The 16,683-nt window shown below is 45.0% G+C and carries 12 protein-coding genes; 5 read left to right on the plus strand and 7 right to left on the minus strand.

The window, feature by feature from the left end; translation table 11 throughout:
- Nucleotides 1-86: 86 nt before the first annotated feature.
- Both AACW75_RS00895 and AACW75_RS00900 read right to left on the minus strand, forming a co-directional pair.
- Nucleotides 87-2,612 carry an efflux RND transporter permease subunit gene (locus AACW75_RS00895; RefSeq protein WP_237297362.1) on the minus strand — a complete coding sequence of 842 codons (2,526 nt, stop codon included), beginning with the start codon at nt 2,610-2,612 and terminating at the stop codon, nt 87-89.
- A 120-nt stretch (nt 2,613-2,732) separates the two neighbouring features.
- The gene (locus AACW75_RS00900; protein ID WP_017074568.1) at nt 2,733-3,518 is read right to left on the minus strand and encodes a TetR/AcrR family transcriptional regulator; all 786 of its coding nucleotides are present in this window, start codon (nt 3,516-3,518) and stop codon (nt 2,733-2,735) included.
- A gap of 553 nt (nt 3,519-4,071) precedes the next feature.
- Here AACW75_RS00900 and AACW75_RS00905 point away from each other — a divergent pair.
- Nucleotides 4,072-4,857 (plus strand): hypothetical protein, encoded by a 786-nt coding sequence (locus tag AACW75_RS00905; protein WP_145568223.1) that lies wholly within the window; start codon nt 4,072-4,074, stop codon nt 4,855-4,857.
- Nucleotides 4,778-5,563: a hypothetical protein gene (locus AACW75_RS00910; RefSeq protein ID WP_145563856.1), complete on the plus strand. Its 786-nt coding sequence runs from the start codon at nt 4,778-4,780 to the stop codon at nt 5,561-5,563. The genes AACW75_RS00905 and AACW75_RS00910 overlap by 80 nt, the downstream gene beginning before the upstream one ends.
- 151 nt (nt 5,564-5,714) lie before the next feature.
- Here AACW75_RS00910 and AACW75_RS00915 read toward each other — a convergent pair whose 3' ends face one another.
- The 3 genes from AACW75_RS00915 to AACW75_RS00925 form a co-directional block, all read right to left on the minus strand.
- Nucleotides 5,715-6,209 (minus strand): outer membrane beta-barrel protein, encoded by a 495-nt coding sequence (locus AACW75_RS00915; protein WP_017074571.1) that lies wholly within the window; start codon nt 6,207-6,209, stop codon nt 5,715-5,717.
- A gap of 142 nt (nt 6,210-6,351) precedes the next feature.
- Nucleotides 6,352-10,449 carry an ATP-dependent RNA helicase HrpA gene (gene hrpA / locus AACW75_RS00920; protein WP_237297363.1) on the minus strand — a complete coding sequence of 1,366 codons (4,098 nt, stop codon included), beginning with the start codon at nt 10,447-10,449 and terminating at the stop codon, nt 6,352-6,354.
- 198 nt (nt 10,450-10,647) lie between these two features.
- The gene (locus AACW75_RS00925; RefSeq protein ID WP_135454999.1) at nt 10,648-11,964 is read right to left on the minus strand and encodes a MipA/OmpV family protein; all 1,317 of its coding nucleotides are present in this window, start codon (nt 11,962-11,964) and stop codon (nt 10,648-10,650) included.
- Between the two features lie 81 nt (nt 11,965-12,045).
- Between AACW75_RS00925 and AACW75_RS00930 the strand changes: the two genes are divergently transcribed.
- The 3 genes from AACW75_RS00930 to AACW75_RS00940 all read left to right on the plus strand — a co-directional run bounded on the left by AACW75_RS00930 (nt 12,046) and on the right by AACW75_RS00940 (nt 15,177).
- Complete coding sequence (locus AACW75_RS00930; RefSeq protein WP_145568221.1) at nt 12,046-12,603, plus strand: hypothetical protein; 558 nt, start codon at nt 12,046-12,048, stop codon at nt 12,601-12,603.
- A gap of 22 nt (nt 12,604-12,625) precedes the next feature.
- Nucleotides 12,626-14,614: an alkaline phosphatase D family protein gene (locus AACW75_RS00935; RefSeq protein ID WP_135455004.1), complete on the plus strand. Its 1,989-nt coding sequence runs from the start codon at nt 12,626-12,628 to the stop codon at nt 14,612-14,614.
- A gap of 113 nt (nt 14,615-14,727) precedes the next feature.
- On the plus strand, nt 14,728-15,177 hold the full coding sequence (locus tag AACW75_RS00940; RefSeq protein WP_017074576.1) for a tellurite resistance TerB family protein: 450 nt from the start codon (nt 14,728-14,730) through the stop codon (nt 15,175-15,177).
- 143 nt (nt 15,178-15,320) lie between these two features.
- On the opposite strand, the gene AACW75_RS00945 is transcribed toward AACW75_RS00940, so the two are convergent.
- Together AACW75_RS00945 and AACW75_RS00950 are read right to left on the minus strand one after the other, a co-directional pair.
- A complete protein-coding gene (locus tag AACW75_RS00945) occupies nt 15,321-15,758 on the minus strand; it encodes a hypothetical protein (protein ID WP_017074577.1) in 438 nt (145 codons plus the stop codon).
- Complete coding sequence (locus AACW75_RS00950) at nt 15,748-16,620, minus strand: winged helix-turn-helix domain-containing protein (protein ID WP_145568220.1); 873 nt, start codon at nt 16,618-16,620, stop codon at nt 15,748-15,750. The genes AACW75_RS00945 and AACW75_RS00950 overlap by 11 nt, the downstream gene beginning before the upstream one ends.
- Between the last annotated feature and the right edge of the window lie 63 nt (nt 16,621-16,683).

The following is a 16,683-nucleotide window of genomic DNA, read 5'->3' on the forward strand; positions in this document are numbered from 1 at the left end:
TATTAGTGTTTTCTTTGTAATAGAGTGTTTAAAGCTTTTCATAATGATCTCCTTGAGTCAGCCCACCGCAGCAGGCTGACGATTCCTTATTTGGTTGAAGTAGTCAGTTCGCCAACTGGTTTAGACGGGCTAGATTGCTCTTCTTTAGATAGCTTTGATTCGTGCTGAGGTTTATCTGAATAGTGAGTCTGTTTGTCGAAGATCATCAGTAAGCTCGGTAGCAAGATGAAGTCGACCACCAGCGCAATAAAAATCACAATCGCACTGAGTAAGCCCATGTCAGAGTTGAGTCTGAAGCTCGACATCGCCAATACAGAGAAACCCGCCACTAACACAACCGTGGTAATCCACAATGCACGGCCAACAGTGTGGAAGGCGTACCGAACCGCTTCTTCCGCTGATTGCCCTTCTAATCGTGCTCGTTGGTATTTACTTAAGAAATGCACCGCATCATCGACAACAATACCCAGCGTGAGCGTGACTACGACGGACAGACCAAGGTTGATTTCACCGGAGATAAGCGCCCACAAACCAAAGCCAATAATCGCCGGGGCAATGTTTGGTACTAGGCTGATAATGCCCAAGCGAACCGAGCGCAATGCAAAGATCATCAAGCCAGAGATAAGTACTAAGGTGATAGGCAGAGTTGATAGCATGCTCGCCATGTTGGTTTCCCCGATATGGGCAAACATCAGCGACGGGCTAGACGCCACCACTTCATATTGAGGCGCATTGGCTGCAAACCATGAGTAAATACGCTCTTCGAGTTCCACCAATTCAACGCTGCCTAGGTTGTCGACCGTCAGCACCATTTTTATCGATGATTTATCGACGTTGATTTGGTTGTTCAAGTCCAAACCATAAGGCAGAGACATCTCATAAAGCAGTAGGTATTGCGCCGCAAGTTCACGGTTAAGCGGCAGTTGGTAGTAGCTGTCATCATCGCCATGCATGTTCTTATTCAAACGCATGTAAACATCGGAAAGCGTGGCCACATGATCGGTTTCTGGTTGTATGCGTAGCCAATCGGTAAAGTCACCAATCGCTTGCAGGAATACAGGATCAGCAATCGCTTGAGATTCGTTGGTTTTCACCGCAATACTGATGGTCGTCATGCCGCTTACGGTCTGTTCCATGAAGTCTGCCGCTTGTCTGAACTCGCTTGAGGTATCGAAATACTTCACCGATTCATCATTCACTCTGTTCAATGGAATTAACGCGGCTGCGCCAACAATCACTAAGGTAGAAATAGGCAGCAGTGCTTTACGGTTCGCTACGACAAAGTCGCCCAGTTTATCCATGAAAGTGACTTTGCTTTCCGCTGCTTCATTGGCTGGTAAAGTCTTTACTGGCAATAGTTTTAACAGCGCAGGCAACATAGTCACGGATAGGAAACACGCGATGATCACGCCCAATGCCGACAAGTTACCGAAGTCTCGCAATACTGGAGAATCCGACATGTTCATCATCAAGAAGCCAATCGCGGTGGTGACAGAAGTAATCAAAATCGGCATCGCATTAAGCTTGATGCTGTATTGAATGGCTTGGGCTTTCTCCATACCGCGTTGCATCGCTTGTCTCATGGTCACAATCACGTGAACACAATCGGCAACAGCAAGGGTTAACACCAAGGTTGGCACGTTAACCGTTGCGGTGCTGAGGAACATCCCTGCCCAGCCAGACAAACCCATGGTCGCGACAATCGAAGAGATAATCACAACTAAGGTAGCAAGCACGCTAAAGAACGAGCGCAGCATAAAGGTTAGGAACACCAACACCACTAACAGCATTAACGGCACCAGTGTTGAGCTGTCTTCTTGAGCCGAGGTCATAAAGGCGTTATTCATGGCAATGATGCCCGCCTTATGGAATTCGACATTAGGATATTGTGCTTCATAGCGGTCAATCATGGCGTTGATGGCCGCAATGACTTCTTGCACTTCCGCCGTTTTGTCCACTTCGGGCAATTGCACCGTCACGTTAACAATGGTCACATCGCCGGAGGCCGATACCAATGCATTCTTAAGCAGTGGTTCGTTGAGCGCGATCTGTTTTACTTTGGCGATCCGCTCTGGCGTGTGCTCGTATTCTTCGTACAGCAAGTCTTCCACTAACAAGTCGTCTTCAACGGCTTCGGTATGCTGATAATTGGCAAGCGAATCGACACGGCTTGAGTACGGGATCTGCCACGCATCGACCGTGAGGTTTTGAATTAAGGTGAGGGTTTCTGGAGTGAAGACATTGCCGCCTTCAGGTGCGACAACAATCGCAAGGTTGTCGGTTTTCGCAAAGGTAGTTTGAATTTCATCGAACGCCATCAACTGTTTGTTGGTGCCTTCGAAGAAGATGTTGTAATCCCCTCTAAAGTAGAGGTTCTTTGCCCCTAATGCAGAGAGCATGATGATTGAAAAAACCACTAGCAGAACGATAAACGAACGCTTGGTCGGTATTGAGTGCCAACTGTTATTTAGATCCCCGTTTACGCTATCGACATTACGGTTATCTCGATTTTGGTGATCGAGAGCGGGCTTCTGGCTGTCATGTTCCATCACAGTCTCCATTTGTGACGATTCGTCATAGTTGTGTCTTAAAAAGCCAGCCGAAGCTGACAAAAGACACAATTCTTAGTCATACACTCAAGAAAACCAAAACAACACTAGGCAAACTTAAGTTTATGACGAATCGTCACTAATGATTATTAATAAACCCACATAGGTGGGTTTAGTTGAAGCTTATCGACCTACTGACTCTAAGTAAGCGACTTCTTCACTGAACAGTTCTTGTTCTACACGGCGCCAGGTTTTACGGTAATCCCAATCACTCGAAAGGGGCTGCCAGTTGAGGCCGTCTAAAATCATGTTCGCGTTATGTAATACTGAATACGGATCTTGTAACCGCTTGATACAATGACTGTTTGAAGCATTCTGAGACAAAGCATTTGAACCAAATGCGATTGACCAGTTGGCGAATACGATGGCATCTGAACCCACGCCAGAAGAGAACTTTAGGTCACCGGCTTCTACTGCTTGATTGACGAGCAGATCCGCTTGTTCGATAACGATTTCTTCTAATTGATTCATCTCGGCCACGCGTGCACTGGAGGCTTTCTCTAGTACCCATGGGCTTTTCGCCATAATCGCGCAAGTTGATAATACCGGTTCCATACGAGCATAAACTCGGTACGCAACATGCAATGCCACAATCTTTTCGCGTGAGTTGCCTTCAAACTCTCCAGAACGAGCAAACAACAGTGCCTCAGACTTTAGAGAATGAATACATAACGCTAAAACCACGTCTTCTTTGCTGCAAAAGTGATTGTATATCGTACCTTTAGAATAAGAGCTTGCCGCCGTTAGCCTATCCATCGTTAGATTTCCGAACCCTTGTTCTCGAACCAGATCTTTTGCTAACAACATCAATTCTACTTCTCGGTCGGCTATGGATTGCTGCTTCTTAGACAGCACCGCCTTGCAACCAAAGATACTTTGTTTATCGCCTTTACAACCAAAGCCAAACATAATTTTTCAGTCCGTATTTGAGCTTAGCTATTACCTAAGCTTAATCAGCATTTAAAACGCTCCTGTCCAATATATTAACACGAATAGTAAATTCATGTGGTTAACCATTTTATGACGCTTCGTCATTTCTGACTTATCGTCATAATAGCGCAAATATTGATCATATCAAGGTGTTTTATAAATTTAATATGATTTGTGAATAGATGGGCAAATATGTCAATACATAGATAAGTCAATCATCAGTAGTCACCAGAGAGAGAAGGTTGGCATTTTCATGAAGACAACACGAAAGTTAGAAGCTCATTCTGAACGTTAATAGACCACATTATTTTAAGCCTTGGTGCAGAATCAGACACGAAAAATACGACCGTAAACCCCATCTTTAGCCACCTTCTGACCTAAAATGAATGAGTGTAGGCTTACTTTTTGGGGCAGACCTCTCCTTATGGTCAATATTTGGCTTACTAATGTCGTTTTCTGTTAAGTTGCTATAAATTCGGTAAGGGGTGACTTACAATAGTGACAACGACTTACCTTTTTTGAGAACACGATATTGAGCGCCAAATATTCTTATTTAGCTTGGCAAGTGAATACTTCTAGCCCAGCAGAAAAGCTGGTTTTATTGATGCTTGCAGATGGTGCTGATGAATTCGGTTACACCAATGTATGCTTGCAAGCGGCAGGTCAACTTTGTGCTCTCTCGACGTTCGGTTTAGCCGACTGCCTTAAGTGCTTAGTCGACCAAGGTTTTCTCGATAAAGTAAAAGTAGATTATCGAGACAAAAAAGAAATACACGTTTTCAAAATGCTCATTGAAAGAGAGCAAACTGCGGTTCAAGTTGAAGCTCAACCGACCAATAGCATACCGGTTTACTCTACTGCACCTGCACCTGCACCTGCACCTGCACCTGCACCAAAGTTTCAGCCAGCGCCGGCACCGATGCAACATACGCAGTATGCCCCTCGCCCACAAAGCCGAGGCTCAATGACCAGCAATACCGTTTCAACCCATGATCTTGATGAAGAGATCATTCCGACATGGGCTGAACGTGCTTTTAAATTCTCCGGCCTTGCTGGTGACCATAATTTAATATGGAAAAAATTTGTCCTCTGGTATAAAGCCAAAGCCAATGAACTAATGCCAATATCACGCATCGAATCTAAGCTGCAGTATTGGTTAGTTAACGAGAAGCAAAATGAAAGACAACAACAGCAGAAGACCGCTCAATATTCAGGAAATGCAGGACAAGCTCAAGGAAATGGGTATAGACAAAAGCTTAGCCCATCTGAACGCTTCAGGCAGCAGCTCATTCAAAAAGGCAAAAAGCCAACCTTCTGAGCCAGCTCAACCTGTTGTTCCTGACGCTACAGTACAGCCTACCGCACCTGAAGTGATTGAAGCACAAAGTACAGAAGTGAACGTAGCGACACCAAACGCTGCGGGCTCTGGTGCGTCTCAACAAGTGCCTGTTGTTGATCAAGATCCAGCAGAGTTAGAGCTAACCGATTGGTGTATCCATGTGTTCGGTTCTTTCTTGAGCGTGTACGAAACTCAGTGGGAATACCAATACGGTAGTGAACCAAGCGGTAAGTTTCTTGAGTTTGCCCACTCTGTTGACTCAGACGGCCTTAACCGCGTGCTAATGCACTGCCACGAACGTATTCAGCTTGGTAACAGCTGGCCGCCGCAAATGGGTGAGCTTTGGATCCTGAAAGATTCTTTGACTGAAGAAGAATTGCTGGATAGCCGTATTCGAGTGTTGTCGCGTAGTGCTGCGAACAAGATTGAGAAATGGTTAATTCAAAACAAGCTGTATGACTTAAAGCGCACTGCGGAAAACAAGCTCGATGGCCTGTTTAAGAAATACTACTTGGAAGCAAAGCGTTTAGATGAGAAAGGCATGCTGGAAACAGAATTGCCGCAGTTCCTTCTTGCTGCTAACTCAGTGAAGAACTTGAACGACTTGAAACGCGAAGAGTACGAAAGCCAACACGGCAAAGCGGTTAACCCAAGAATTCAGAAGATTCTAAACAGTAAGAAATAGCGCTGCTCGCTTAACTTATACCGCTTAAGTCAACGACATTACTATTCTACAGATACAAAAATGCCAGCTATCAAGCTGGCATTTTTTATTGAATTCTTACGAACTCTTTAACGACTATCCGACCGTTATTTACGATCGCCTTACTGATTAATTACAGTAGGTGGATAGTTGCGTTTAGAGAGAAAACGCCAGAGTCGTCATCTTTCATTTTGAAGTTTTGGTAGCTAGCGCCAACAGATAGTGGACCAAAAATAAAGTACTCAGCGCCAACTGCAAACATTACGTCTACATCGTCTTGCTTAAAGTTATCGCCTTTCACTTCGTATGAGTGAAGGCCGCCCTTCGCGTATACGTGTAGAGGACCGAAATCGATGCTTGGTTTGATCGCTAGGTAAGCTGTGCTTACGTCAACACCTTGTTTAGCGCGGTTGCCGTAGCTAACGTTGTCGAAAGAACCAAGATCCCAGTAACCAGCTTCAACACCAATTAATGGAAGGATACCAGTACCCACGTGGATACCCATCGCCGTTTCATCTTCACCAGCAAATGAGTTTTGACCACCCATTACGCCGCCGTACAACCAAGAATCAGCCATTGCTGTTGAAGATGCACCTAGCAATACTAGTGCTAATAACGTTTTTTTCATATTCGACCTTTTTCGTCCTAGTGGCAGGCCTTGAGTGGTAATAAATTGCCACCAAGTCGCCCTGTATGTAATAACTATTCAATTAGTAATGCAATAAGCAAGATTTATACCTAAACCTTGCTATTGCGTCTAGCTTTATTCCTTAGCAAGCATCAATCGCGTTTTTAACACGCTTATCTGATACTGGGTAAGGCGTTCCGAGCTGCTGTGCGAAGAAGCTTACACGAAGCTCTTCTACCATCCAACGCACCTCTTTTACATTTTCTGGAACCGCGATCCCTTTTGGGATTTTATTCAGCAGCTCTTTGTAATCATTCATTACCGACTCAACTTTGATCATATGCAAGCGATCTTTGTTCGGGTCAATCGGCAGTTTTTCCATGCGACGCTCAATGGCTCTCATATAGCGTAGAATATCCGGCAGACGTTTCCACCCGCATTCTGTGGCAAACCCCTTAAAAATCAAACCTTCTACCTGAGCTTTTATGTCAGAAAGTGCGAATGCCATTGAAAGGTCAACACGTCCTTTCAGCTTCTTACTGATGCTGAATGCCGTAGTTAAGATGGTTTCAACCTGTTGAGCAATCTCAACCACGCTGTCACCCAGTTCCGCACGTACGTGTTCTTTCAATGCTTCAAACTGCTCTGGCTCCCAAACCAAACCGCCCTTCTCTTCAATCAGCTTATCAATACCACAAGCGATACAGTCATCGATAAGATCGAGTACCTGTCCGTATGGGTTGAAGTACAAACCTAACTTAGATTTGTTCGGCAAGTTAGAGTGCAGGTATTTGATCGGCGATGGCACGTTCAACAGGATTAAACGACGCTGACCCGATTTCATTGCCGAGATTTGCTCTTGCTCGGTTTCGAACAGTTTGATCTCTACGCTGTCTTTGGAATCTACCAGCGCGGGGAATGCTTTAACATCGTAGCCGCCACGTTTCTGTTGGTAAACTTTTGGTAGCTCACCAAAGCTCCACGTGTGCAGGTTCTGCTGTTCAATATCGTCGTCAGCAACCTTAGAAAGCGTTTCTTGAACCTTGTCTTTCAGGCTTTCTTTTAGCTCATGCAAGTCTTTCTGTTCTTTCAGCTTACGCTTGCGATGATCTACGGCGCGGAATGTTACCTTTAAGTGCTCAGGGATCTGGTCTAACTTCCAGTCATCACGCACCACTTCTACACCTGTCATGCGGCGCAGCTCTTTTTCAAGAGAATCCAACAACGGAGCTTCTAACGGTGTAACACGAGCCAAGAACGCATCGGCGTAGTTTGGCGCAGGTACAAAGTTACGGCGTAGCGTTTTTGGTAGCGACTTAATTAAGCTGATCACCAGTTCCTGACGTAGGCCTGGGATCTGCCAATCGAAGCCGTTTTGGTCGATCTGGTTCAAGATAGGCAGCGGGATATGTACCGTTACACCATCGTTGTCGTCACCCGGCTCAAATTGGTAGCTCAACTTCAGCTTGATACCATTTTGGTGCCAGAAATTCGGATAATCCAAATCAGTAACGTGGCTTGCATCGCCTCGGAACAGCATCGACTTTTCAAAGTTCAGCAACTCAGGTGTTTTTTGGCTGGTTTGCTTCCACCATGAATCAAAGTGACGGCCTGAAACGGCCTCTTCACCAACACGTTGGTCATAGAAATCGAACAGCTCATCATCGTCGATCAAGATGTCACGACGACGTGATTTATGCTCTAACTCTTCTACTTCTTGCAGTAGCTTGCGGTTCTGCTTGAAGAAGGCGTGCTTGGTTTCCCACTCACCTTCGACTAATGCACTGCGTACAAACAACTCACGGCTGACGGTGGCATCAATCGCTCCGTAGTTCACCAAACGTTTTGGAATGATTGGGATTCCGTAAAGCATCACTTTTTCGTGTGCCATTACTGCCGCTTGCTTCTTCGACCAATGTGGTTCGCTGTAACTGCGTTTAATCAGGTGTTTCGCTAGTGGCTCAATCCATTCAGGTTGAATCTTCGCGATAACGCGACCCCAAAGTTTTGAGGTTTCCACCAGCTCAGCAGACATGATCCACTTAGGCTGTTTCTTAAATAAGCCAGACGCAGGGAATATATGGAATCGCGCGTTACGAGCACCTTGATATTCATTCTTCTCTTGGTCTTTCATACCGATGTGCGAAAGCAAACCTGATAGCAATGACATGTGAATGCCATCGTAACTGCCCGGTTCACTATTCAGCTTGGTATCCAGTTCACGCATCGCTTGGTGAATTTGGAAGTACACATCTTGCCATTCTCGAATGCGTAAATAGTTTAGGTAATCTTGCTTACACTGTTTGCGGAATTGATTACTCGACAGCTCTTTCTGTTGCTGCTTGATGTAATCCCACAAGTTCACAAATGTGATGAAATCTGATTCTTTATCAAAGAAGCGTTTGTGCTTCTCGTCAGAAGATTGTTGCTTGTCTGATGGACGCTCACGCGGATCTTGAATCGACAATGCAGAAGCAATAACCATCACTTCATGAAGGCATCGGTTGCTTGGTGCTTCAATCACCATACGCGCTAAACGAGGATCAATCGGCAACTTAGCCAGCTTGCGGCCAATCGGCGTTAGCTTCTTCTTGTCGTCGCCTTGATTCTTGTTTTTGTTCGCAGACGGTTCTGTTGTTGCGATCGCACCGAGCTCTTCAAGTAGCCTTACACCATCTTGAATGTTGCGCTTATCGGGTGCTTCAACAAATGGGAATGCTTGAATATCGCCTAGGCCGAGAGCCGTCATCTGAAGGATAACGGACGCTAGGTTAGTACGAAGAATCTCTGGGTCGGTAAACTCTGGGCGTGATTCGAAATCTTCCTCAGAGTACAGACGAATACAGATACCTTCCGCAACACGACCACAACGACCTTTACGTTGGTTAGCACTCGCTTGAGATACTGGCTCAATCGGTAGGCGCTGTACTTTAGTACGGTAGCTATAACGGCTAATACGCGCTGTACCCGGGTCGATAACATACTTGATGCCCGGCACGGTTAACGAGGTTTCTGCCACGTTGGTCGCGAGAACAATGCGTCGTCCTGTATGAGACTGGAAGATACGGTTCTGCTCACCTGACGATAGACGGGCGTACAGCGGCACGATTTCGGTATCACGCAGGTTTCGTTTACTTAAAGAATCGGCAGTGTCACGAATTTCACGCTCACCGTTCATGAAGATCAAGATATCGCCAAGGCCTTCATCACACAGCTCATCTACCGCTTCAAAAATGCCTTCGATTTGATCGCGGTCTGAATCACTTTCATCACCACCTAACGGGCGGTAACGGGTGTCTACAGGGTATGTACGGCCAGATACTTCAATAATTGGGGCATTGTTGAAGTGCTTAGAAAAGCGCTCTGGATCGATGGTCGCCGATGTAATGATAACTTTAAGATCAGGACGCTTTGGTAGAAGCTCTCTCAAGTAACCCATGATGAAATCGATGTTCAAGCTACGTTCGTGCGCTTCATCGATGATGATGGTGTCGTATTGGCTTAAGAAACGGTCGTGCTGAATTTCCGCCAGTAGAATACCGTCGGTCATCAATTTGATTTGTGTGTTATCTGAAATTTGGTCGTTAAAACGAACCTTATAACCAACAAAATCACCCAGCTGTGTTTCCATCTCTTCCGCGATGCGGTTTGCAACTGAACGTGCCGCAAGACGACGAGGCTGAGTGTGGCCAATTAATCCCATGCGGCCGCGGCCAAGCTCAGAACAAATCTTAGGTAACTGAGTGGTTTTACCCGAACCGGTTTCACCCGCCACGATAACCACTTGGTTTTCAGCAATGGCTTTCGCAATGTCATCGCGCTTTTGGCTAACAGGAAGAATCTCTGGGTATTCGATGGTTGGTTTATGCGAGGCACGCTGAGTTGCCGTCATCATTGACTTGGCAATGTCTAACGCAATCTCATCAAAGACTACGTTCTTGGATTGTTCGTTTTTAATACGGTTAGCACCAGCAATTCGCTTACTCAAACGGAAGCGATCGCGCATCATACATTCGTTGAGCGCTTTACGAAGAGAGGCTGGGCTATTCTGAGATGTTTTAGTATGGGCCGCTGAATGATCAGCAGGTGTAGCTTTTAGTTGATTAGCTTTTGGCTGTTTAGCTTTTAGTTGCTTAGCAGGTCGGTTCGATGCAGGTTTGTTCGATTTCGCTTCGTTCTTTGGAGAACTCGGCTGTGCTGCATTCTTGTTGTTGTCTGCTTTTTCCGGAGACGAAGTCAAAGCGTGTCCTATTCTTGTACTTATTAAACTCGCGCGATTATATCACAAGTCTCAAACAAAAAAGCCTGACAACAAAGGGAAAACCTTTCGCTATCAGGCTGATTATTTAAGCTAACGCTAGCAGAAGCTATGAAAGCAAGGTCAAGTGTAAGTCGTTCCTTGTAAACTACGGCTAAAAGCCACCGTTACAAACTACGCTTAGAACTCGTACTGGAAGTAAACCGTGTTGTAGTTACTGCCGCCTTTGATACGCCCAAACTGAGAGGCATTTTCAAAGATCGCAGAACGGTGATGCAATGAATAACCGAACCATAAATTGTTTAAGTCGTTCTTGCCAATCAAGTCGCCGACGTTCACGTCGAATGAGAAGTCTAAGTAGTTCAACAGATGGCTTGCTGTGTAACCTTTGCGGTCCATCTCAGAGCCTTCGATATAGGTAATCGAATCGATGTAAGACATACCTTCTGCCACACCAACACGCCACTGAGTTGGCCAATCAAAGGTGTAGTATGCTTTGATTGCGATGATGTATTCAGTGCTGCTTGATTGAACGTCTGAACTCCAGTGGTGCGCGATACCTGGAGTCAAATAGATGTCCAATGGGAAGCCGAAGATCTCATCGGTTAACGGGTGTCCATAGAAGAACGAGGTCAACTGATTGTTGTATTCGTCTTTCTCTCTATTGAACTTCATGATGTCGCCAATATTGGATGGCGTAGCCCAGCCGTGTGCAACACGTAAATACGGCGCATTGCTCAACTTAGGTTTCGGTGCTTTCTCTTTGTCGTTAAAGAAACCAAAGCCAAGGTAAAGTTCGCCTTGATAGCGGTCTTCTACTATCGACGAATCGTAGGCGTTGTCGTCTAATCGAGTGACACTGGTTGAACCCAATAAATACAAGTTTGAAACCACGTGGTAACGCGCTTCAACACCAACATTAAGGTCTACACCCGCACCAATCGACTCGCCTGCCGAAGAATAGTACTCACTATTGAAGTCCGCGCTTTTGTAACGAAGTGTCGCACTCGGAGTGAACTCCCAATCGCCCGTTTCATATTTTGCTTTAGCACGTAGATTTCCATGGAAATTGTACTCACTGTCGCTCATAAACTCGGTTTCGAGCTTCCACAGCTCATCCCACTGGTAACTGACTTGCGCACCAAAATCTGCAGTATCACCCTCAATGGCATTTTGTTCAGAAGCTGGTATATCAATAAAGCGCATACGCGATATCGCATTCAATGACCACTTTTCATCGTCAGTTTGATAGAGGTAAGCCCCCATTTCAGTACCATCGATAAATACATAGTCGTTTTTAAAAAACAGCATCGGGACAAATGAGTTGACCGATTGATCACCACCAGACGTGTCGTAAGGAATACTCGCGGTGCGGAACATTGCAGCAATGCCCCACTCTTGCTCTTCAGCAGCCCAAACCACGCTATTACCTAAAAAAGCGTTACTTAATAAAACGGCTCCATACGAAATGAGCTTCGGTGAAAATTTGTGCTTCATTCTTGTGTAATTACTCTTTGTAATAATTTTTGTGTTACTGAATAGACATTTATTGGCCATGCCAGCCAACTAGTTTTAGGTTTGATCGACATTGACCGTTACAATGAAGAATATTCTCGGTTAAATGAAAGTATTGTGAAAGTCTCAGAATTACAAAACATTATAGACCACTTACCCCAAGATTCCGATCCAGATATTGTCATGGGAGAAGAGTGGCTGCCTGAGCGTTTGGTTAACACCAGACTAAATAGCGACATGCTGTTTCTCGAATTTGATAATGCCCCGGAAGAAAACCAAGGGGACGAAGAAGGCCGTGGCTTTGTTGAGCACGAGATTGCCATGATTCGAGAAAAGCTAGAACAAGTATTAGACGATCCTTCCGATACCAAAACTAAAGCCGACGCCTTATTAGCGATATTTCTGATGGGCCATGAACTTTCTAGCTCAGAAGTTATCGAAATACTTGAAACAACTGAAACTGAGATGGCAGAGCAGGAAACAGCAGAAGCTGAAATGCCAGAGCTTGAAGCCGTCGAATTCGAAATAGCCAATCTCGAAAGCACTGAACTCGCAACCAAAGAGCTTAAAAACACCGAGATCGAAACAAAAGAACTCGAAATAACCAAACTCGACGACTAACTCCACCGATTTAGGAACCGCATTGAAACGCTCGACGACATCACCACTTCCCTTTTTGCTTGCAGGTCCGATTTTAAGAAAAACCACCGCTACTGAGGTGGTACTTTGGATAGTGACCAGCTCGCGACTTATCGGTACAGCCGAACTATTCAATACGGGGCAAGACACGCCTTTCTATACGTCGCCACTTGAAGAGCAAGAGTCGATTCAAGTCGGAACACATGCTTGGGTAACCTTGATTCATTTGCAAGGTGAGTTCCCAACCAATACGCCCCTTGAATACGACATTCAAACAGAGTCAGGCTCGCTGGTAACACAGGCTCCTTACCTTGTTTACAACGGTAAGTCTCGCGTCGAATTTAAAATCTCGACGGCGGCAGACTACATCTTGCATGGCTCTTGTCGAAACCCTCATCACCCAAGCAAAGACAGCCTAGTCGCTGCAGATAACAAAATCGCACAACAAACGGTGCTTGAACGACCAGATATGCTGATGATGAGTGGCGATCAAATCTATGCTGATCACGTAGCAGGCCCGACGTTAGACGCGATTCAACAAGTGATTCAACTTCTTGGTCTTGTTGGCGAACGCTTGCCGACGGATTCACAGGTAAGCACAATCGACAGTAGTGAAGCGTTATTTACGAGTGAATATCACCTGTATCGACGTCATCATCTGCTGCCTCACCACAACACTTCCGATTCACTACTCGATAAATTATTTCCAAAGCGTGGGATTCCTATCTTCAGTTCGACCGATAGTGAGAATCACTTGGTCACTTTGTCTGAATTCATCGCAATGTACTTGCTGGTTTGGTCTCCGACTTTGTGGCAGTGCATCAACCGTGAACGATTAATAGAAAATGATTTCAAACAGGCCGATCGTCAATTAACTCCTGCCGAGCAACAACAGTGGAGAGATGAGAGCGTTATCATTGATGACTTCGTCGCAGGCTTACCTCAAGTGCAGCGTCTGTTTGCTCATATTCCGACTTACATGATCTTCGATGATCATGATGTCACTGATGATTGGAACCTTACCGTGGGTTGGGAGCATGCTGTCGACCAAAACCAGTTCGCCACTCAAGTGATTGGTAATGGCCTCGCTGCGTACTGGATGTGCCAGGGCTGGGGTAACAAACCGGAAAGCTTCAACCATGAGTTCATTGAGCAAGCGAGACAGCTTTTTGTTGTTCAACCGCGCATTACTAAACAAACGCATGATGAAGCCGATGATAACAATACTACTCACTCTATTGGCAACATCGAGCCAGACAAGCATCAAGCCTTCATTGAAATGCTGAGTCGCTTTGAAGAATGGCATTACACGATAGATACCTCACCAAAAGTCATTGTATTGGATACTCGAACGCGTCGCTGGCGCTCAGAGTCTCGTATGAATAAGCCTTCTGGTTTGATGGATTGGGAAGCCTTGATTGAGTTTCAGCATCAATTGCTGCATCAAGAAAAAGTAGTGATCGTTTCTGCTGCACCGATGTTTGGCGTGAAGTTTATTGAAACATTGCAAAAAATGGCGACCACAATCGGTAAGCCATTGGTGATTGACGCTGAAAACTGGATGGCGCATCCGGGCAGCGCCAATACCTTGATTAGTATCTTTACTCACACCAAAACACCAACGAACTTTGTGGTGCTTTCTGGTGACGTTCACTACTCTTTTGCTTACGACATTAAGCTTAGGTATCGCAGAAATAGCCCGAACATCTATCAAATCACCTGCAGTGGCATTAAAAATCAGTTCCCTGCTTCGCTGCTTAAATTCTGTGACGTGTCGGATCGCCTGTTGTACAGCCCACGCTCAGTACTCAACTATTTCACGAAGCGTAAACGTTTAAAAATAGAGAAGCGTAGCCCTGATAACCAAACTTTCTATCGCCTTTCGAACCGAAGTGCGATTGGTGAGTTAAGGTTAGATAACGAAGGTAAGCCGCAAGCGATTACAACGCTAAGTGGTGATGGAAAAGTGACACGTTTCCCTGAACCGGATTAAACAAGTGTTCCTTATCGCTCACTTATCCGTAATGTCAGTTTTGAGTAAAGACGCTTGCGATCACACTCTGTAGACCCAATAGTAATAATATTCACCATAACTGGAATGCTCTTATGTTTAACTCACTAACCTCGTTATTTAAACAATTAGTTGAAGGCTCTGATTTGGGTAAAACGCCCACCGCCTCTCCTAACTTGGCTATCGCCAGCTTGTTATGTGAAGTCGCAGGTGCAGACCACGCGATTAACGAATCAGAGCAAGAAGCCAAGATCCACTTACTTCAACGTTTATTGAACATCACCGAAGAAGAATCTAAAGCCTTATTGGTACAAGCTGAGCCTCAAGTTGAACAATCTGTTTCTTTATACGACTTCACTTCTCAACTGCGAGAGCTTTCGCAGCCTGTTCGCATAGACCTAATAAAGGCAATGTGGGAAGTGGCGCACGCAGATGGAGAGATTGACCCACTTGAAGATTCAGTGATCCGTAAAACCGCAGAATTACTTTACGTTGACCATAAAGATTTCATCAAAAGTAAATTAAGCGTTCTGGGCGAAGATTAGGCTCTGAATTGAATCAATAGCGACGGCTCAAAAAACCGTCGCTGTTGGATTGGATGAAACAGGATAAAATTGATTTAAGCTAAGCTGCTATCTATGAACTTACTTGAAAATTCTATGAGCTTACTTGAAAAATGGGACATGAATTAGCGCAAAGATCGGCCATAGAGAATGCCTTTTAGTTCCAATATTTTCCCGTCTTTAGTCACGTAAGCACCGCGCTGATCAGAAACCATCACACTGCGCTTATTGTTGTGGTGCTGAATAAAAAGATTTTTAACATTGAAGGTTTGTTGTCCGTGGGCTTGGTCTTGTTCCAGCTGATAGAAATAGTAATGATTACCCCAGCGTAAAAACACACCAAAAAACTGCTTGGTTTGTACTACTCGACCGTCTATATCATAACCAACATAACGCATTTTTGACCGGCCATTCTTTAGCTCAAGTGTCAGCATCTCTGAGCCAACGTTGTCATAACTGCCTTTAAATTGATAAGCCCCTCTGGTCATTATTCCAGACATTACGCCATACATTAAGATAACGGACAAAGTAACTAAGATGGGTAGCCAAAACTTACGCTTCATCGACAGTTCCTTCTGTATTTTCTAGTCCTTGTTTCTTTTCTGAGCCTTGTAGCTCTTCGCTTCCTTGTAATTCTTCTGTCCTTTGTAGCTCTTCTGTCCTGTGTAGCTCTTTTGTCCTTTGTAAACCTTCTGTCCCTCGTAAGTCTTGTAAGCCTTCGACACAACGTTGTGACTCAAAACCCGAACTGACGTCTTGCCAGCCAGTCTGGTTCAGCACCACTACTTGTACACTGCCACAGTCGACACCTGTACGATGAAGGTATATTGCCTCAACTCCGGGCTCAGAAAGCGATGCAAGGTCTTCCATCAGCATTGAATCAAACTCAACGCTGTCGTGGTATACATCAATGCCATTAATAGACGTTCTCTCCATAAACAGGCCAAAGTAGGACAGCACCACAACCAACAAAACGCTCACACCAATACCAGCGCCGAGCGGCACTAATTGAGCTTTAAACTGAACTAAATGGAACAATGACCGACGCTTGGAAGACGATATTTCAGTAACCTCGACGGGTTCAGATTCTATCGCGGGTTGAACCTCATCTTTCTCTGGCGCGACAAAACAGTATCCTTCTTTCTGGACAGTAATAACCTTGCAGTCAGATCCGACTTCCTTAAGCGCGGTACGAACGTTTTTAATCGCGACATTAAGAGAGCTGCTTGTTACTACTCTACCCGGCCAGCAATGCGTTAGAAGGAACTCTCGCCCTATGGTTTGTGAACAATTACCCATCAAGTGTTTTAGAATTAAACATTCCGATGGCGATAAGGTCACAAACTTATTTAGAGAAAGGTTAAGCAATTGCCGGTTATCAAGTTCAATAACCAAGTTATATTCTTGTATTTTATTATTATTCATAAGGTGAGCGAACACTGTTAATTAACTCACCTTAGAATAACATGGTTATTTGGTTTATATCAA

Source organism: Vibrio sp. L3-7 (assembly GCF_963898195.1).
In the GTDB taxonomy this organism is placed as follows: domain Bacteria; phylum Pseudomonadota; class Gammaproteobacteria; order Enterobacterales; family Vibrionaceae; genus Vibrio; species Vibrio echinoideorum.

Bases quoted from the DNA above. Each gene is read 5' to 3' on its own strand.
- AACW75_RS00940 (WP_017074576.1), top strand. From the start codon at position 14,728: ATGTTTAACTCACTAACCTCGTTATTTAAACAATTAGTTGAAGGCTCT.
- AACW75_RS00950 (WP_145568220.1), bottom strand. From the start codon at position 16,620: ATGAATAATAATAAAATACAAGAATATAACTTGGTTATTGAACTTGAT.
- AACW75_RS00915 (WP_017074571.1), bottom strand. From the start codon at position 6,209: ATGAAAAAAACGTTATTAGCACTAGTATTGCTAGGTGCATCTTCAACA.
- AACW75_RS00910 (WP_145563856.1), top strand. From the start codon at position 4,778: ATGGGTATAGACAAAAGCTTAGCCCATCTGAACGCTTCAGGCAGCAGC.
- AACW75_RS00925 (WP_135454999.1), bottom strand. From the start codon at position 11,964: ATGAAGCACAAATTTTCACCGAAGCTCATTTCGTATGGAGCCGTTTTA.
- AACW75_RS00900 (WP_017074568.1), bottom strand. From the start codon at position 3,518: ATGTTTGGCTTTGGTTGTAAAGGCGATAAACAAAGTATCTTTGGTTGC.
- AACW75_RS00945 (WP_017074577.1), bottom strand. From the start codon at position 15,758: ATGAAGCGTAAGTTTTGGCTACCCATCTTAGTTACTTTGTCCGTTATC.